General features: G+C 70.3%; 14 protein-coding genes. 8 read left to right on the top strand and 6 right to left on the bottom strand.

Translation table 11 applies throughout. The features are described from left to right. Nucleotides 1-310, top strand: a 310-nt coding sequence (locus Q8Q88_RS04875) for a nitroreductase family protein (protein ID WP_305580833.1), incomplete at its 5' end; no start/stop codon positions are given. A 69-nt stretch (nt 311-379) separates the two neighbouring features. On the opposite strand, the gene Q8Q88_RS04870 is transcribed toward Q8Q88_RS04875, so the two are convergent. The 3 genes from Q8Q88_RS04870 to Q8Q88_RS04860 form a co-directional block, all read right to left on the bottom strand. Beyond that, nucleotides 380-838 carry a DUF4440 domain-containing protein gene (locus Q8Q88_RS04870; RefSeq protein WP_305674075.1) on the bottom strand — a complete coding sequence of 153 codons (459 nt, stop codon included), beginning with the start codon at nt 836-838 and terminating at the stop codon, nt 380-382. Nucleotides 839-979: 141 nt separating this feature from the next. Then, nucleotides 980-2,305, bottom strand: coding sequence for a calcium-binding protein (locus Q8Q88_RS04865; RefSeq protein WP_305674073.1), 1,326 nt, complete (start codon nt 2,303-2,305; stop codon nt 980-982). Between the two features lie 15 nt (nt 2,306-2,320). Then, nucleotides 2,321-2,662: a helix-turn-helix domain-containing protein gene (locus Q8Q88_RS04860; RefSeq protein WP_305674072.1), complete on the bottom strand. Its 342-nt coding sequence runs from the start codon at nt 2,660-2,662 to the stop codon at nt 2,321-2,323. Nucleotides 2,663-2,828: 166 nt separating this feature from the next. Here Q8Q88_RS04860 and Q8Q88_RS04855 point away from each other — a divergent pair, with 166 nt between their 5' ends. Both Q8Q88_RS04855 and Q8Q88_RS04850 read left to right on the top strand, forming a co-directional pair. Beyond that, on the top strand, nt 2,829-5,960 hold the full coding sequence (locus Q8Q88_RS04855) for an autotransporter outer membrane beta-barrel domain-containing protein (RefSeq protein ID WP_305674071.1): 3,132 nt from the start codon (nt 2,829-2,831) through the stop codon (nt 5,958-5,960). A 15-nt stretch (nt 5,961-5,975) separates the two neighbouring features. Next, nucleotides 5,976-6,254 (top strand): hypothetical protein, encoded by a 279-nt coding sequence (locus Q8Q88_RS04850; protein ID WP_305674070.1) that lies wholly within the window; start codon nt 5,976-5,978, stop codon nt 6,252-6,254. Between the two features lie 209 nt (nt 6,255-6,463). Here Q8Q88_RS04850 and metW read toward each other — a convergent pair whose 3' ends face one another. Both metW and Q8Q88_RS04840 read right to left on the bottom strand, forming a co-directional pair. Continuing rightward, nucleotides 6,464-7,126, bottom strand: coding sequence for a methionine biosynthesis protein MetW (gene metW / locus Q8Q88_RS04845; protein ID WP_305674069.1), 663 nt, complete (start codon nt 7,124-7,126; stop codon nt 6,464-6,466). Continuing rightward, on the bottom strand, nt 7,123-8,274 hold the full coding sequence (locus Q8Q88_RS04840; protein ID WP_305674068.1) for a homoserine O-acetyltransferase: 1,152 nt from the start codon (nt 8,272-8,274) through the stop codon (nt 7,123-7,125). Before Q8Q88_RS04840 ends, metW begins: the two co-directional genes overlap by 4 nt. A 130-nt stretch (nt 8,275-8,404) precedes the next feature. On the opposite strand from Q8Q88_RS04840, the gene Q8Q88_RS04835 reads away from it, so the two are divergent. The 4 genes from Q8Q88_RS04835 (at nt 8,405) to Q8Q88_RS04820 (ending at nt 11,838) form a co-directional block, all read left to right on the top strand. Next, nucleotides 8,405-8,896 carry a histidine phosphatase family protein gene (locus Q8Q88_RS04835; protein WP_305674067.1) on the top strand — a complete coding sequence of 164 codons (492 nt, stop codon included), beginning with the start codon at nt 8,405-8,407 and terminating at the stop codon, nt 8,894-8,896. Between the two features lie 2 nt (nt 8,897-8,898). Beyond that, nucleotides 8,899-9,240, top strand: coding sequence for a DUF952 domain-containing protein (locus tag Q8Q88_RS04830; protein ID WP_305674066.1), 342 nt, complete (start codon nt 8,899-8,901; stop codon nt 9,238-9,240). After that, the gene (locus tag Q8Q88_RS04825; protein ID WP_305674065.1) at nt 9,237-10,277 is read left to right on the top strand and encodes a quinone-dependent dihydroorotate dehydrogenase; all 1,041 of its coding nucleotides are present in this window, start codon (nt 9,237-9,239) and stop codon (nt 10,275-10,277) included. Before Q8Q88_RS04830 ends, Q8Q88_RS04825 begins: the two co-directional genes overlap by 4 nt. Nucleotides 10,278-10,344: 67 nt before the next feature. Further along, nucleotides 10,345-11,838 (top strand): HAMP domain-containing sensor histidine kinase, encoded by a 1,494-nt coding sequence (locus Q8Q88_RS04820; RefSeq protein WP_305674064.1) that lies wholly within the window; start codon nt 10,345-10,347, stop codon nt 11,836-11,838. Here the strand turns inward: Q8Q88_RS04820 and ggt are convergent. Beyond that, entirely contained in the window at nt 11,835-13,550 is a 1,716-nt protein-coding gene (ggt, locus tag Q8Q88_RS04815) for a gamma-glutamyltransferase (protein WP_371129809.1), read from the bottom strand. The two genes, Q8Q88_RS04820 and ggt, sit on opposite strands and share 4 nt — an antisense overlap. Before the next feature lie 80 nt (nt 13,551-13,630). On the opposite strand from ggt, the gene Q8Q88_RS04810 reads away from it, so the two are divergent. Then, entirely contained in the window at nt 13,631-14,668 is a 1,038-nt protein-coding gene (locus tag Q8Q88_RS04810) for a P1 family peptidase (RefSeq protein WP_305674063.1), read from the top strand. The last annotated feature ends 37 nt before the right edge of the window (nt 14,669-14,705 follow it).

Below are 14,705 nucleotides of genomic sequence, written 5' to 3'. Positions count from 1 at the left end.
CGCGCCTGTCTGCGTGATCGTGACCTACGACCGCGTGCTGGACGGCAGCGACGACACCCCCTTCGATTGCGGCGCCGTGACGACCGCCCTGGTCAACGCCGCCTGGTCTCGCGGGCTGGGCGCGGTGATCAACAGCCAGGGCATCATGCAATCGCCCGTGGTTCGTGAGCACGCCGGCATCGCCGATGATCAGGTCATCATGAAAAGTATCGCGCTGGGCTGGCCGGATGAAAGCTTCCCGGCCAACGCGGTCGTGTCTGAACGCAAGGCTGTGGCTGAGGCGACCGTGTTCGTCGGTTTCGGCGACTAGGCGCGAAGCGGCCTTCTTCAGTCTCGATTGGCGCCTTCGCCATGTCGGGCTTCGGCCTGTTTCGGACCTTCACCTATGGTCTGGGGGAGGAATGTCGGTGTTGTAGGTCTCCACGATTACGCGCCAACGGCCATCAGCCTGCTTTTTCCATACTGTGAGCCACTTTCCTGGCTCCTCGACGATCTTATCGTCTTCGCCCATGAGGCGGCTGGTGTAGACGCCCATGGTGTAGGCGAGGTCGTTGGACGCCGAGACCTCTACGCGCTCAAGCTTGGACCTGTTCTCGAACGCAGGAATCGCCAGGATGTGTTTCCATTCCTCCTCAATTGCCGCCTTGCCAATCACCTTGGGTTCGGCCGTGGGCATTAGGATCGCGGTGTCGGCGTAAAACGCCATGATCTTGCTGAGGTCGCGCGCCGTCACGGCCTGCTGCAACGACGCGTCCGCAGCTCGAACTGCGTCGGTCTCGATTGCGGTGCGCTCTTGTGGCTGACTTCCGCAGCCCACGAGGAACAGCGCCCCGATCACTGCGCTCAACGGCGATCCACGCATACGCCCCTCCGACTCCGGATCGAAGGATCATTGCATCTTCGCCTGAGATGGCGAAGCCCGCCCACCGCCAGTACCTGACATTCGCGCTAGGCCGCTGGGCGCAGGAACCCCGGGAGCCTAGCCCGTGAAGTCGCCCGGGGGCGGCGGGGCGGCGTAGAGGCTGGAGGTCGACAGTTCGCCGTGCCAACGGCCTTCGGGCAGCTTGGGCTCCTCGGGAGGCGCCGATCCGCCGGGCCGGCCCAGCATTAGGTAGCCGTCGGCGACGCCGTCGCCGTTCAGGTCGACATCAACGCGCAGGCCCGGCAGGGGCGAGGTGGCGGTAGCCCCGAAGAAGCCGTTCAGGCCGCCCAGGATGTTGGCCTCCTGGTGTTCGCCCACCACCGTGTAGGTCCGTCCGCCGCTGAAGGCGATGCGGTCGCCCTGGCCTTGCGAGAAGTCGGTCACCACGCCCAGCAGGCCGTCGGCGTTGGCCTGGCCCGAGAAGACGAAGGTGTCGGCGCCGGCGCCGCCGGTGGCCACGGCGTCGGCCGCGACCGCGATCTGGTCGTCGCCCACGCCGCCGTCAAGGACGTCGAACTCGCCGGGACCCGCGCCGCCGCCTTGCAGAGTGTCGTTCCCCTCGCCGCCGTGCAGGGTGTCGGCGCCGCCGCCGCCGTTGAGGCTGTCGTCGCCGGCCCCGCCGAAGATCTCGTCGCGGCCCTCGCCGCCTTGCAGGGTGTCGGCCCCTGCGCTTCCGCGGAGCACCTGGACGTCCTCGTCGGGCGCGGGGGGGCTATCCAGCCGTCCGGGGTCCTCCAGGCTGGTCGCCAGGGCGATGGATTCGGCGGCGGCGGGGGGCGGGGGTTCGTCGGGGGCGGCGGGGGCCGGCGCCAGGTCAGCCGGGTGGGTCGCGACCTTCTCGGCGTTATCCTGGGCGCCCAGCAGTTCGTGGCGCAGATCGTCGGCGGTCTGGGCCTGGGCGGCCAGCGGCGCCAGGGCCGCCGCCGCGCCCAGGAGAGCGGGCGCCGGCGGCGCGCTGGGCATGGTCGCGGCCTCGGCGTGGTCGACCTCGTGGATGAAGGTGGCGGCCATCACCAGGGCGATGACCAGCTGGGCGTGGCGTCCGCTCAGCGAGACCACCACATCGCCGCGATGCTCGCGCCAGTCGGGGCCCAGCAGGCGGTCGCAGGCGCTCCATAGGGTGTCGCCCTCCTGGATCGCATCGGCGGCGGCGTCGTGGATCACGAACTGGCCGTCGATGCGGGCGATGTGGACCAGGACCTCTTCGTTCTCGTCCTTGATCACGCACCAGGGATCGCCGTCGTCGCTGACGCCGTAGACGGCCTCGACCTTGCCGCCGCCGGCCGAAAGCCGGTCGGCCAGGTCCGCCAGCCGTTCGCGTTCGGAAGCGGTCCACCCGCCGCCCGCGCTGGCGCGCGGCGTGAACGACACGACGTTGGTCATGACAACCGCGGTTCCCTAAGCCCGATTGGCCAGGCGCGCGCTGGGCGCATCCTCGGCCGCATCCCCGAACAGAAGCCGGAAGAGCTCCGGCTCATAGTAGCGCAGCAGGGTGCGTGCAAATTCGGCGGGATCAAGGCCGACCGCCTCGGCCCAAACCCCCTGGGTCTCGATGGGTACGCGACCGAGGCCGCTCTCCACCTGGGAGACGAAGGTGTAGTACCGCAGGCCCACCCGCAGGGCGAGTTCGGCCTGGGTCAGGCCGGCGGCTTCGCGCCCGGCCTTCAACCAGCGCCCCGCCTCCTGGCGCAGGCTCTTGGTCGCCGCAGCCCGCGCCGGATCGACCGCGCTTCTTGGCATCTGTCTCAACTCCATGACCGCGGGCGCCGACGGCCCGCTTAGCCATCTTGCAACACGCCGGCGGGCTATGTACAGTAATTACGAAACGTATTTCTACGCCACGAATAACGCCTTGTCGTAGCCATAACATGGTTCCGCAGGCGTCCGCCACCTTCCCGGAGACTCCATGCCCCTTCGCCACGTCCTGCTCGCCGCCGCGTCTCCCCTGTGCCTGCTGGCGGGCGCGGCTCATGCCGAGACGACGATCGCCAACGAGCGGACCACCGCGATCGCCACGGCCACGGCGGCGAACGGCGCGCCGGACAGCATCAAGGTGACGAGCGCGGGCTCCATCAAGCTCACCTCGGGCACGGCCATCACCTTGAACAGCAACAATGACGTCGTTCACGAAGGTTCGATCGTCATCCAGAACGCCGACGACGCCACCGGCATTCTGGTGCAGGGCGGGACCACGGCCGAGGTGAAGATCTCGGGCTCCATCCAGGTCGACGAGACCACCGAGATCAAGGACACCGACTCCGACGGCGACAATGACGGACCGTTCGCCACCGGCAATCGGCGGTTTGGCGTGCGGGTCACCGGCCCGCAGACCTTCCATGGCAGCATCGTCATGACCGGCGGCACCATCGCCGTGGAAGGCAATGACTCGGCGGGGATCTCGGTGGAGACCGCCATCGACGGCTCGGTGCGCACCGCAGGCGCCATCACCGTCAGCGGCGACCGGATCTACGGCGTCCACACCACCGGCACGGTGGGCGGCGACGTGGCGATCCTCTCGTCCGTCCTGGTGCAGGGCAAGGACGCCGTGGGCGTCGCCATCGACCAGGGGGTCGGCGGCAAGCTGGTGCTCGGCAACACCGTCACCGCCACGGGCTATCGCTACACCACCCGCCCGGCCGACGCGGCACTGGCCAAGCTGGACGCCGACGACCTGCTGATCGGCGGCCCGGCGGTGCGGGTGCGCGGCGACGTGTTCGGCGGCATCGTGGTCGATGCGCCGCCGGCGGACCTGGACACCAACGACACCGATGAGGACGACGACGGGGTGGCCGACGCCTCGGAGACCACCGGCACGATCAGTTCGATCGGCACGGCCGCGGCGATCCTGGCCGGCGACGTCGCCGGCCACGACATTCGCCTGGGTCTGGGCGGAACCGGGGTCAACGCCTACGGCCTCAACATCAAGGGCACGGTACAGAGCGCAGGGGTCTATGACGGCGCTGCCTCCACGGCGATCCAACTCGGCGGTCTGGGCGGCAAGGTCACCATCGACGGCGGCGTGCGGGTCTCGGGCTCGGTCACCGCGGCCACGGCCAAGGCCGACGCGACGGCCCTGCGCCTGGGCGCCGGCGCGACCACGCCGCTGATCCGCAACGAGGGTGGGACGATCAAGGCCACGGCGAGCGCGACCGACGCCGTCGACGTCCGCGCCATCCAGATCGACGCCGGCGCATCGGCTGGCTATCTCGGCAATTCGGGCACGATCGCCGCGGCGATCACCGGGACAAAGGGGGCGGCCACCGCCGTCCTCGACTCGGCGGGCTCCCTGCGGCTGATAGAGAACATCCACACCATCTCGGCGACCATCACTCCCACCGACACCGCGGCGGTGACCGGCAGCACGACAGCCCTGGACCTGCGGGCCAATACCGCGGGCGTCACGGTGCGCCAGGGCGCCAACGCCACGACCACGATCACCCCCACCATCACCGGCGACGTGCTGTTCGGTTCGGGCGCGGCGCGGCTGGAGCTGCTGGCTGGGGTGCTGAACGGCAAGGTGGCCTTCGGTTCCGGCGCCGACACCCTGGTGATCGACGGCGGGGCCAAGATGACCGGCGCGCTCACCGACGCCGGCGGCGGCCTGACCATGAACATCGTCAAGGGCCGCCTGACCGCCACCAACACCGACACCCTGAACCTCACCAGTCTGAGCCTGGGCGCCACCGGCGAACTGGTGCTGACCGCCGATCCCGTGGGCGGCAAGTCGACCACGCTCAACGTGTCGGGGGCGGCCAATGTGGCCACCGGCGCCAAGCTCGGCCTGCGATTCGCCACCAAGCTGACCGCGCCCGCCAGCTTCACCCTGGTCAAGGCGGGCGCGCTCACCACCGGCGCCCTGGACCAGAGCCTGCTGGGTTCGACGCCCTGGCTCTATAAGGCCGACCTGCGGGTGGACGTCACCCAGACCACCATCTTCGCCGACGTCCGCCGCCGCACGGCGACCGAGGCCGGGCTGAACGCCGCCGAGGCCTCGGCCTATGATGCGGTGTTCGCCAACTTCGACGGCGACACGGGCGTCCGCGACGCGCTGCTGGCCAAGACCGACGAGGGGACGTTCGCCGGCCTCTATGACCAGTTCCTGCCCGACTATTCCGGCGGCCTGTTCAATGTGCTGTCGACCGCGTCGGACGCCACAAACCGGGCGATCGAGGAAGAGCAGCCGATGATGTCGCGCGACGGCCTGCGGCTGTGGACCCAGGAGATCGCCTTCCTGGTCAAGCGCGACGTCGACCGCACCTCCAGCTACGAGGCCGACGGCTTTGGCCTGGCCGGCGGGATCGAGGCGCCCGACACCACGGTCGGGACCCTGGGCCTGATGACCAGCTTCGTGAACGTCGACGTCGAGGACGAGGGCTCCAACACCGCCGAGACCCTGGGCGGCCAGGTCTATTCAGCCGGGGTCTATTGGCGCGACACGGCGGGCGGTCTGACCGTCAACCTGGGCGCGACCGGCGGCTACGCCCGGCTGAAGAGCAAGCGGGTGTTGTCCGACGCGGCCACCAGCCTGTCGCGGACCACGAAATCCGACTGGAACGGCGGGACCTTCGCGGTCCACGCTAACGCCAGCTACCTGTTCGAGGCCGGCGCCTTCTTCGCCAAACCTCAGGTCAGCGCCGACTACTTCTTGCTGAAGGAAGACAGCCGCACCGAGAGCGGCGGCGGCGTGGCGATGGATCTGGCCATCGACAAGAGATCGAGTTCGCAGCTTGGCGCCTTTGCGGGCGTCACCTTCGGGGCGCGTCTGGGCGAGGAGAGCGCCTTCGTCTGGGTCCCGGAAGTGACGGCCGGCTGGCGTCAGGTCTCCGGCGACGGAGTGGATGTCACGACCGCCCGCTTCGTCGCCGGAGGCCCTTCCTTCAGTCTCGCCGCGCCGGAACTTTCCGGCGGCGGACCGGTTCTGCGCTTGGCCCTTCGCGGTCAAGCCGAATATTTCGACTTCGCGGTCGAGGCCGGGGGTGAATTGCGAGACGACTACGAAGCCTATGACGGCCGCGTGGTCGCTAGATTCTTGTTCTAGTGTAAGGACTTAGATATGACGCTCTTGGTCGGGGGACTTCTGGCGGTGGCTGCGGTGCTGGTGAGCCTCGCGAGACGGACCGCGGGCCGCCCCCCGCTCTGGCGTTCGAAGGTGGCCTTCATCGGCGCCTGCGGCTGTTTGTCGCTGGCCGTCCTGCTGGTGATCGCCGACCCGATGGCCCTGGTCGAGACCCCGGTGCTGTTCGTGGCCGCCTACTGCCTGTTCGAAGGCGGCATGGCCCTGATCAGCCTGCGCGCCGCGTCGGGTCGCCCGGCGCCGGCCTGGCTGCTCTGAGGATCGAAAGCCCTTTCGGTTGGGAACGGCGCAGCCGCGAATGTTCAGGAAGATTGAAACCACGAACCTCACGAACGGCACGAACGTGCAGCTTCGCGGCCTGTCGAGTTCGGTTCCGTTCGTGTTGTTCGTGAGGTTCGTGGTTCGAATCCGGCTTCGCCGCGTTCTGAGAGATCCCTCATCCGACCGTGCTCCGGCGACTTAGGCCTCTAGCCGAAGAGATCCGATTTCGCCGGCGCGCCTGGTGAAGGCTCCGGCTCGGCCTTGCGGCTGAGCAGGAAAAGAGCGGTCTCGGCCCGCCAGTTCTCGATCGGCCGCGCCGCGTCGATCTGGCGGGGCGGCTTGCCCGGAGCCAGGGAGACGCAGGCGTCGATCCGCAGGTTCAGGTCCGCGCACAGCGAGGTGAAATCGCGCAAGGTGCAGAGGTGGATATTGGGGGTCGACCACCAGGGCTCGGGCAGGGCCTTGGTCTCCGGCATCCGCCCCGTGGTGATCAGCGCCATCCGCACGCGCCAGTGACCGAAGTTCGGCACCGACACCACCGCCCGCTCGGCGATCCGCAGCAGCTCGGAGAGCACGTGCTTGGGGTCGCGCACCTGCTGCAGGGTCTTGGACAGGATGGCGTAGTCGAAGGCCTTGGTCGGGAAGTGGTCGAGGTCGCGGTCGGCGTCGCCCTGCACCACCGCCAAGCCGCGCGCCAAGCAGGCGCCGACGCCTTCGGACGATAGCTCCAGCCCCTGGCCGTCGACGTTCTTCTCGCGGGTCAGCAGTTCCAGCAGCTCGCCCTCGCCGCAGCCGACGTCAAGCACCCGGGCGTCAGGGCGCACCAGCCGCAGGATCTCGCGGAAGTCGTCGCGCAGGGGAGCGCTCACGCCAGGCCCCGCTTCTCGGCGTTGGAATCCAGGAAACCGCGCAGGGCCGAATCCAGCGCCGGCTCGTCGAGGAAGAAGGCGTCGTGGCCCTTGTCGGTCTCGATCTCGGCGAAGCTCGCCCGGCAACCGGCGGCGTTGAGCGCGCGGACGATGTCGCGGCTCTCGGCGGTGGAATAGAGCCAGTCCGACGAGAACGACAGCACGCAGAACCGCACGGCGCGGGCCCGGCGAAAGGCCTCGGCCAGCACCCCGCCATGGTTCCCGGCCAGGTCGAAATAATCCAGCGCCCGAGTGATGTAGAGATAGGAGTTGGCGTCGAAGCGGTCGACGAAGCTGGCCCCCTGGTGGCGCAGATAGCTCTCCACCTGGAAGTCGGCGTCGAAGCCCCAGGAGAGGCCGTCGCGCTGCAGCTCGCGGCCGAACTTCCGCTGCAGGGCTGTCTCCGACAGATAGGTGATGTGGGCGGCCATGCGGGCCACGGCCAGGCCCTTCTCCGGGCGCACGCCCTCGACCTGATAGGAGCCCCCCCGCCAGTCGGGATCGGCCATGATCGCCTGGCGGCCGACCTCGTGGAAGGCGATGTTCTGGGCCGAATGGCGCGCGGCCGCGGCGATGCAGATGGCCGAATAGAGCCGGTCCGGATAGTCCGCCGCCCATTGCAGGACCTGCATCCCGCCCATGGAGCCGCCGACCACCGCGAACAGGGTCTCGATGCCCAGCGCCTCCACCAGCATGGCCTGGGCGCGGACCATGTCGGCGATGGTGATCATCGGGAAGGTGAGCGCGTAGGGCTGGCCGGTGGTCGGGTCGGTTGAGCCGGGGCCTGTCGAGCCCATGCAACCGCCGACCACATTGGTGCTGATGATGAAATAACGGTCGGGGTCGAGCGGCAAGCCGGGGCCGATCACCCGATCCCACCAGCCGGGCTTGCCGGTCACCGGATGGTCGGAGGCCGCGTGCTGGTCGCCGGTGAGCGCGTGGCAGACCAGGACGGCGTTGGACTTGTCGGCGTTCAGCACGCCGTAGGTCTTGTAGCCGATTTCGAGCGGGCTCAGCAGGGCGCCGCTATCCAGGCGCAACGGCTTGTCAGCGGGAAAACGGTGCGTCCCGCCGCCGGTCTCGCCTGTCGGGATCGCAACAGCGGTCATCGGGGCCTTGAAGACCGTTTCGCTCAATCGCTGTCAACCGCTTCGCGTCGGGCGAAGACGCCGCTATGAGACTTTTGTGGGCGACGCGTCTGGGGGCGTTCGCAAGTAGGGGGGGCGCGGCGAAGCGTTCATGGACCGGCTTATCCTCTTGCGGCACGGCAAGGCCGAGCGCGACGCCGCCAGCGGCGACGACTTCGACCGCCGGCTCGACGACCGCGGCGCCGTCGAATCGGCCGCGATGGCCGAGCGCCTGGCGGACCTCGGCCTGGTCCCCGACCTGGTGCTGGTCTCACCTTCGGCGCGGACCCGGGAGACCTGGACCGCGGCGGCGCCCGCCTTCCCGAAGGCCGCCTTCCGGGTGGAACGCGCGCTCTATCACGCCGAGGAATCCACCGTTCGCGAGCTGGCCGAGACGGCGGGCGAGACCTCGGGCACGGTGATGGTCGTCGGCCACAATCCGGGCCTGCAGGACCTGGCCATCCGCCTGCTGGCCGAGGGCTCGGCGCCCCAGACCCTGATCGCCCGCGCCCACGGCGCGTTCCCGCCCTCGGCGGCGGCGGTGTTCCTGTTCGATGCGGCGGGCCGCCCGTCCTATGACGGCCTCTTCTTCCCCAAGGACTGAGCGTGGGCCGAATCTACAAGATCCTGACGCGCGCCGAATGGAACCAGGCCGAGGCGGCGGGACAGTTCGCGGGCTCGGCGGTCGACCTGGCCGACGGCTTCATCCACTTCTCCACGGGCGTGCAGGCGGCGGAGACGGCCCGGCGCCATTTCGCCGGCCAGCCCGACCTGGTGGTCCTGGAGATCGAGGCGGGCGACCTGGGCGAGGCCCTGCGCTGGGAGCCGTCGCGCGGCGGCCACCTCTTTCCGCATCTCTATGGGTCGTTGACGGCCTCCCAGGTGTTATCGGTGACCGAGGCGCCGCTGGACGCCGACGGGGTTCCGATGCTGGGAGCTCTGGTGTGATCCTTCACGACGTCGCCGCCCGCCTCCTGCACGTGCTCGATCCCGAGGACGCCCACGGCGTCACCATCCGCGCCCTGCGGGCGGGGCTGGGGCCGCGCGCCGGCCGCGACGATCCGATCCTGGCGACTGAGGTCGCCGGCCTCTCCCTGCCCAACTGCGTCGGCTTGGCGCCCGGCTTCGACAAGAACGCCCAGGTGTTCGGTCCCATGCTGCGGGCCGGCTTCGGTTTCGTGGAGTGCGGAACGGTCACCCCGCTGGCGCAGGCCGGCAATCCGCGCCCGCGCCTGTTCCGGCTCAACGAAGACCGGGCGGTAATCAACCGCATGGGCTTCAACAATGAGGGGCTGGAGCCCTTCGCCGCGCGGCTGGCGCGGCGGGGCCCCGGGATCGTCGGGGCCAATATCGGCGCCAACAAGGACGCGCAGGACCGCATCGGCGACTATATCACCGGCCTGACCCGGCTCTGGGGCCTGGCCTCCTATTTCACCATCAACATCTCCTCGCCCAACACGCCGGGCCTGCGCACCCTGCAGACCAAGGCGGCGCTGGAGGAGCTGCTGGGCCGCCTCGCCGCCACCCGCGACAGCCTGCCGATTGAAGGCCTTGTCCCGATGTTCCTGAAAGTCGCGCCCGACCTTGAGGACGGCGAGGTCGAGGCCATCGTCGAGACCGTGGTCGCCAACGGCCTGGCAGGGATCATCGTCTCGAATACGACCATCACCCGGCCGCCGCTCGCCTCGCGCCACGCCGGGGAGGCGGGCGGGCTCTCGGGCGCGTCGTTGACCGGCCTTTCGACGCAGATGCTGGCGCAGTTCCGGCAGGCCGCCGCGGGGCGTCTCGCCCTGATCGGAGCCGGGGGCATCGGCTCGGGGGCCGACGCCTACGCCAGGATCCGGGCAGGCGCCCAGGCCGTGCAGCTCTATTCCGCCATGGTGTTCGAGGGGCCGGGCCTGGTCACGCGGATCAAGCGCGACCTGGCCGCACGCCTGCGCGCCGACGGCTTCGCATCGGTCGCCCAGGCAGTCGGCGCCGGTTAAGCTTCGCTCCCGCGCGGGGCGCGTTTCGTTGCCGAACCGTTCTCAGTGAAGTAACGGGGGAGTCGTCATGGCGGACGCCCCCATTCCCCAGCCGCCCATCAGGTCGCCCGGGCGCCGCTTCTTCTGGCCGGGCGGACTCTCGGCGCGTCTGCTGATCCTCACCATCCTGTTCGTGGCGGGCGCCGGCGCCATGGCCGTGCCCGCGGCCCTGGCGGCCTTCGAGGAGCAGTGGCTGCTGGACCGGGTCCGCGCCGCCGAGTTGGCCTCCCTGGCCACCGATGTCGACCCCGACCAGGTGATGAGCGAGGCGCTCGCCTCGAAGCTGCGCGCGGGCGCAGGGGTCCAGACCGTCGCCATCCTCGACAATGACGGCAACCGCTTCCTGAAGGTGCCGGGGCCGCGGCTGGCGCGGACGCCCTACCTGGTGGACCTGCGCGACCGCGCGCTCGGCTCCTGGCTGTCGGCGCCGTTCCAGACCCTGTCCGGCGGCGGCGAGGGCCGCATGGTCCGGGTGATCGCCGAACCGCGTTTCTACGACGCCCAATTCATCGAGGTGGTGGCCCCCGACGCGGCCCTGAAGGCTGAGTTGACGCGCTATCTGTGGCGGCTGCTGGCGGTCATGGCCTTCGTCTCGGCCTTCGCCGGCGGCCTGGTCTATCTGTCGCTGAACTTCTTCCTGGTGCGGCCGATGCAGCGGATCACCCGCTCGATGGAGCGCTTCGCCGCCGATCCCGAGGACGCCGCGGCCCGCATCGAGCCCTCCGGTCGCCGCGACGAGATCGGCCGCGCCGAGGTGGAGCTGGGCCGGATGCAGGGCGAACTGCACACCGCGCTGGCCTCCCGCGCCCGGCTGGCGGCATTGGGCGAGGCGGTGGCCAAGATCAATCACGACCTGCGCAACATGTTGACCAGCGCCCAGATCGCGTCGGAGCGGCTGGCGGCCTTGAAGGACCCCAAGGTGACCCAGGCCCTGCCGCGCCTGGAGCGGGCCCTGGACCGCGCCGTGACGCTGGCCTCCGACGTGCTGACCTACGGCAAGACCCAGGAGGCCGCGCCGGACGCCAGGCCCTTGCTGCTGGCGCCGGCCCTGGAGATCGCCGCCGAGGAGGCGCGGTTCTCCGACCGCATGCGCCTGGTCAGCGGCGTCGACCCGGCCGACCGGGTCACGGCCGATCCCGACCAGCTGCACCGCATCCTGGTCAACTTGATGCGCAACGCCCGCGAGGCCGTCGAGCAGCAGGAAGGCCGCACGACGCCCGGCCAGGTGCAGGTCTCGCTGGCCCAGGAGGACGGGGTGAGCCTGATCTACCTGGCCGACAATGGGCCGGGCGTCTCCGAACGCGCCCGCGAGCGGCTGTTCCAGCCCTTCGCCGGCTCGACCCGTCCGGGCGGGGCCGGCCTCGGGCTCGCCATCGCCCGGGAGCTGGCCGTCGGCCACGGCGGAGACCTCTCCCTGGCCCAGACCGGGCCTGAGGGCTCGGTGTTTGAACTGCGTCTACCGGGCGTCCCACCGCGTCTGAAGGCCGTGAAGAAGCGCCGCGCGCCCAGCTCCGAGGTCTAGAAGCCCTTGGCCACGCCCTCGCGGCGGGGATCGGCGGCGCCTTCCAGCCCTTGCGGCGTCCTCACGACCCCGTGCAGGCCCGAGCCCTCGCCGCCGAAGCCGGTGAATTTGACGCCCTTCGCGGCCAGGGCCTCGACCACGCCCGGCGCGTACTTGGCGGGCTCGGAGGCGTAGCTGTCGCCGCGGGCGATCAGGTTGGGCAGGTCGAAGGCCGCCTGGATCGGCATCTTCCAGTCCAGCACACCCACCAGGGCCTTCAGGTTGTAGGCCAGGATCGAGTTGCCGCCCGGCGAGCCGATGGCCGCCACGAAGCGCCCCTGACGGTCCAGGACCACGGTGGGCGCCATGGACGAGCGCGGTCGCTTGCCGGGCGCCACGGCGTTGGCCGCCGGGGTCTTATCGGGGTTGGCGGGCGAGAACGAGAAGTCGGTGAGCTGGTTGTTCAGGAAGAAGCCGCCGACCATCCGACCCGTGCCGAAGATGCTCTCCACCGTGGTGGTCATGGAGACCACGTTGCCGGCCGCGTCCACGACGACGAAATGCGAGGTGCCGGCGGGCTCCAGCGTGGCGTCCGGCGCCCGCACCCCCGCGCCGCGCGGCTTGCCCGGGGCCGGGGCGGGGCCGGCGGTCTCGCCGATCAGCTTGGCGCGCTCGGCGACATAGGCCGGATCGAGCAGGCCCGCGACCGGCATCTCGACGAAGTCGGCGTCGCCGAAATAGCGGTCGCGGTCGGCGTACATCAGCCGGCTGGCCTGGGCGAACAGATACCATGCCTGGGGATCGGCCGGGCCGCGCGAGGCGATGTCGGTGTGTTCCAGGATCCCGAGCGCCTCCAGCAGCGCCGCCCCGCTGGACGGCGGCGCGGGCACGCAGACCACATGGATGCGGTAGGGGCGGCAGACGGCGGGACCGGTCTTGGGCCTGTAGGTCTTGAGGTCGGTGAGGCTGAGCGTCCCCGGCCGCGGGCCCTCGGCCACCTTGGCGACGATGGCCTCGGCGATCGAGCCCTCCAGGATGGCCTTCGGGCCTTCGGCGGCGATCCTGCGCACCGTGGCGGCGTAGGCTGGGTTCTTCAGGACGTCGCCGGCCTTGTACTTCTCGCCGTCGGGCTTGGTGAAATAGGCCTTGGCGTCGGGGGTCGCGACCTGGGGGAAGGGGCTCGCGATCATGCCGGCCAGGCGGGGGCTGACCACGAAGCCCTGGTCGGCCAGGCGCTCGGCGTCGCCGAACAGTTGGTTCCAGGCCAGCTTGCCGTGCGCCGATTGCGCCATGGCCAGCATCGCCACCGCGCCCGGCGTTCCGGTCGCCCGGCCGCTGATCACCGCGTCGCGGAAGGGCAGGGGCTTGCCCGCCTCGTCCAGGAACAGCTCGGGCGTGGCCCCGGCCGGGGCGGTCTCGCGGCCGTTGAAGGCGGTCACCTTGCGGGTCCTGGCGTCGTAGTAGGTGAGGAATGCGCCGCCACCCAGGCCCGAGCTCTGCGGCTCCACCAGGCTCAACGCCGCCTGGACCGCGACGGCCGCGTCCACCGCCGAGCCGCCCTGGCGCAGCACGTTCAGTCCGGCCTCAACCGCATGCGGATTGGCCGCGGCGACCATGACCTTGGGACCGGTCGGGGGTGTGGCGGCTTGCTGGGGAGCGGTGGCGCAGGCCGAGACCGACAAGGCGAGCGCCAAGCCGACGAGACGATTGAGCTGAAACACGAAGGACCACATGCAAAGGCGGGGGAGGAAAGCCACACCATAGACGTCGGCGCGCGTGGACAACAAACGCCAAGCCGTGCTTTCCGTTCTTCATGAGCGAAATAGCCGCCGCAGCCCCCGGATCGCGCAACCTGATCACCGATGTGCCGGGGTTGAAGGTCGGCCAGGCGCATGACGCCGCCGTCCGCACCGGGGTCAGCGTCATCCTGCCCGACGACCGCGCCGTGACGGCCTGCGATGTGCGCGGCGGCGGGCCGGGTACGCGGGAGACCGACGCACTCAAGCCTGAGAACCTCGTCGAGGCGGTCGACGCCATCGTGCTGTCGGGGGGCTCGGTCTACGGCCTGGCCGCCGCCGACGGGGTCGCCGCCTGGCTCGGGGCCCAGGGCCGCGGCTATGGCCTCGTGGTCCAGCCCGGCGTGCCGAAGTCGCCGGTCATCCCCGCGGCCATCCTCTATGACCTGGCCAATGGCGGCGACAAGGCCTGGGGCGAGGACCCGCCCTACCGCCGCCTGGGCCGCGAGGCGGTGGTGAGCGCCGGCCTCGACTTCGAGCTGGGCACCACCGGGGCGGGCTACGGCGCCATGGCCGGAAGCCTGAAGGGCGGGACAGGCTCGGCCTCGCTGATCTCCGCCGACGGGATCGCGGTGGGCGCCCTGGTCGCCGTCAATTCGTTCGGTTCCGTGGTCGCCCCGGGCGGGCGCACTTTCTGGGCCGCCCCCTATGAGATGGGCGACGAGTTCGGCGGCCTGGGCCCCGCGGGCCTGCGCGCCGCGCCCGACGACTGGGGCCTGGCCAAGGCCGACCCCCGTGCGCGGATGAACACCACGATCGCCTGCGTCGCCACCGACGTGGCCCTGACTCCGGCGCAGGCCAAGCGGGTGGCGGTCATGGCCCAGGACGGTCTGGCCCGCGCCATCCGCCCCATCCACGCCCCTTTCGACGGCGACGTGGTCTTCGCGCTCTCGACGGCGTGTCGCCCCCTGCCGCAGGACGCCGACTTCGCCATAGCCCGCATCGGCGCCCTCGCCGCCGACGCCCTGGCCCGGGCCGTGGCGAGGGCCGTCTACGCCGCTACGCCCTGGCTTGGAACCGACGTCCCGACCTGGCGCGACCTGCTCTCAAAATGACCCCTGAAATTTCCCATCGTCCCTGGCTTGCGCTTCG

It is taken from the genome of Phenylobacterium sp. (assembly GCF_030697925.1).
Lineage (GTDB): Bacteria > Pseudomonadota > Alphaproteobacteria > Caulobacterales > Caulobacteraceae > Phenylobacterium.
Note: the sequence above shows the minus strand (reverse complement) of the source record. Positions and strands in the feature narration are given on the sequence as shown.

Coding starts and splice junctions, on each gene's coding strand:
- Q8Q88_RS04865 (WP_305674073.1), bottom strand. CDS start 2,305: ATGACCAACGTCGTGTCGTTCACGCCGCGCGCCAGCGCGGGCGGCGGG.
- Q8Q88_RS04860 (WP_305674072.1), bottom strand. CDS start 2,662: ATGCCAAGAAGCGCGGTCGATCCGGCGCGGGCTGCGGCGACCAAGAGC.
- Q8Q88_RS04855 (WP_305674071.1), top strand. CDS start 2,829: ATGCCCCTTCGCCACGTCCTGCTCGCCGCCGCGTCTCCCCTGTGCCTG.
- Q8Q88_RS04850 (WP_305674070.1), top strand. CDS start 5,976: ATGACGCTCTTGGTCGGGGGACTTCTGGCGGTGGCTGCGGTGCTGGTG.
- Q8Q88_RS04840 (WP_305674068.1), bottom strand. CDS start 8,274: ATGACCGCTGTTGCGATCCCGACAGGCGAGACCGGCGGCGGGACGCAC.
- Q8Q88_RS04835 (WP_305674067.1), top strand. CDS start 8,405: ATGGACCGGCTTATCCTCTTGCGGCACGGCAAGGCCGAGCGCGACGCC.
- Q8Q88_RS04820 (WP_305674064.1), top strand. CDS start 10,345: ATGGCGGACGCCCCCATTCCCCAGCCGCCCATCAGGTCGCCCGGGCGC.
- ggt (WP_371129809.1), bottom strand. CDS start 13,550: ATGTGGTCCTTCGTGTTTCAGCTCAATCGTCTCGTCGGCTTGGCGCTC.
- Q8Q88_RS04810 (WP_305674063.1), top strand. CDS start 13,631: ATGAGCGAAATAGCCGCCGCAGCCCCCGGATCGCGCAACCTGATCACC.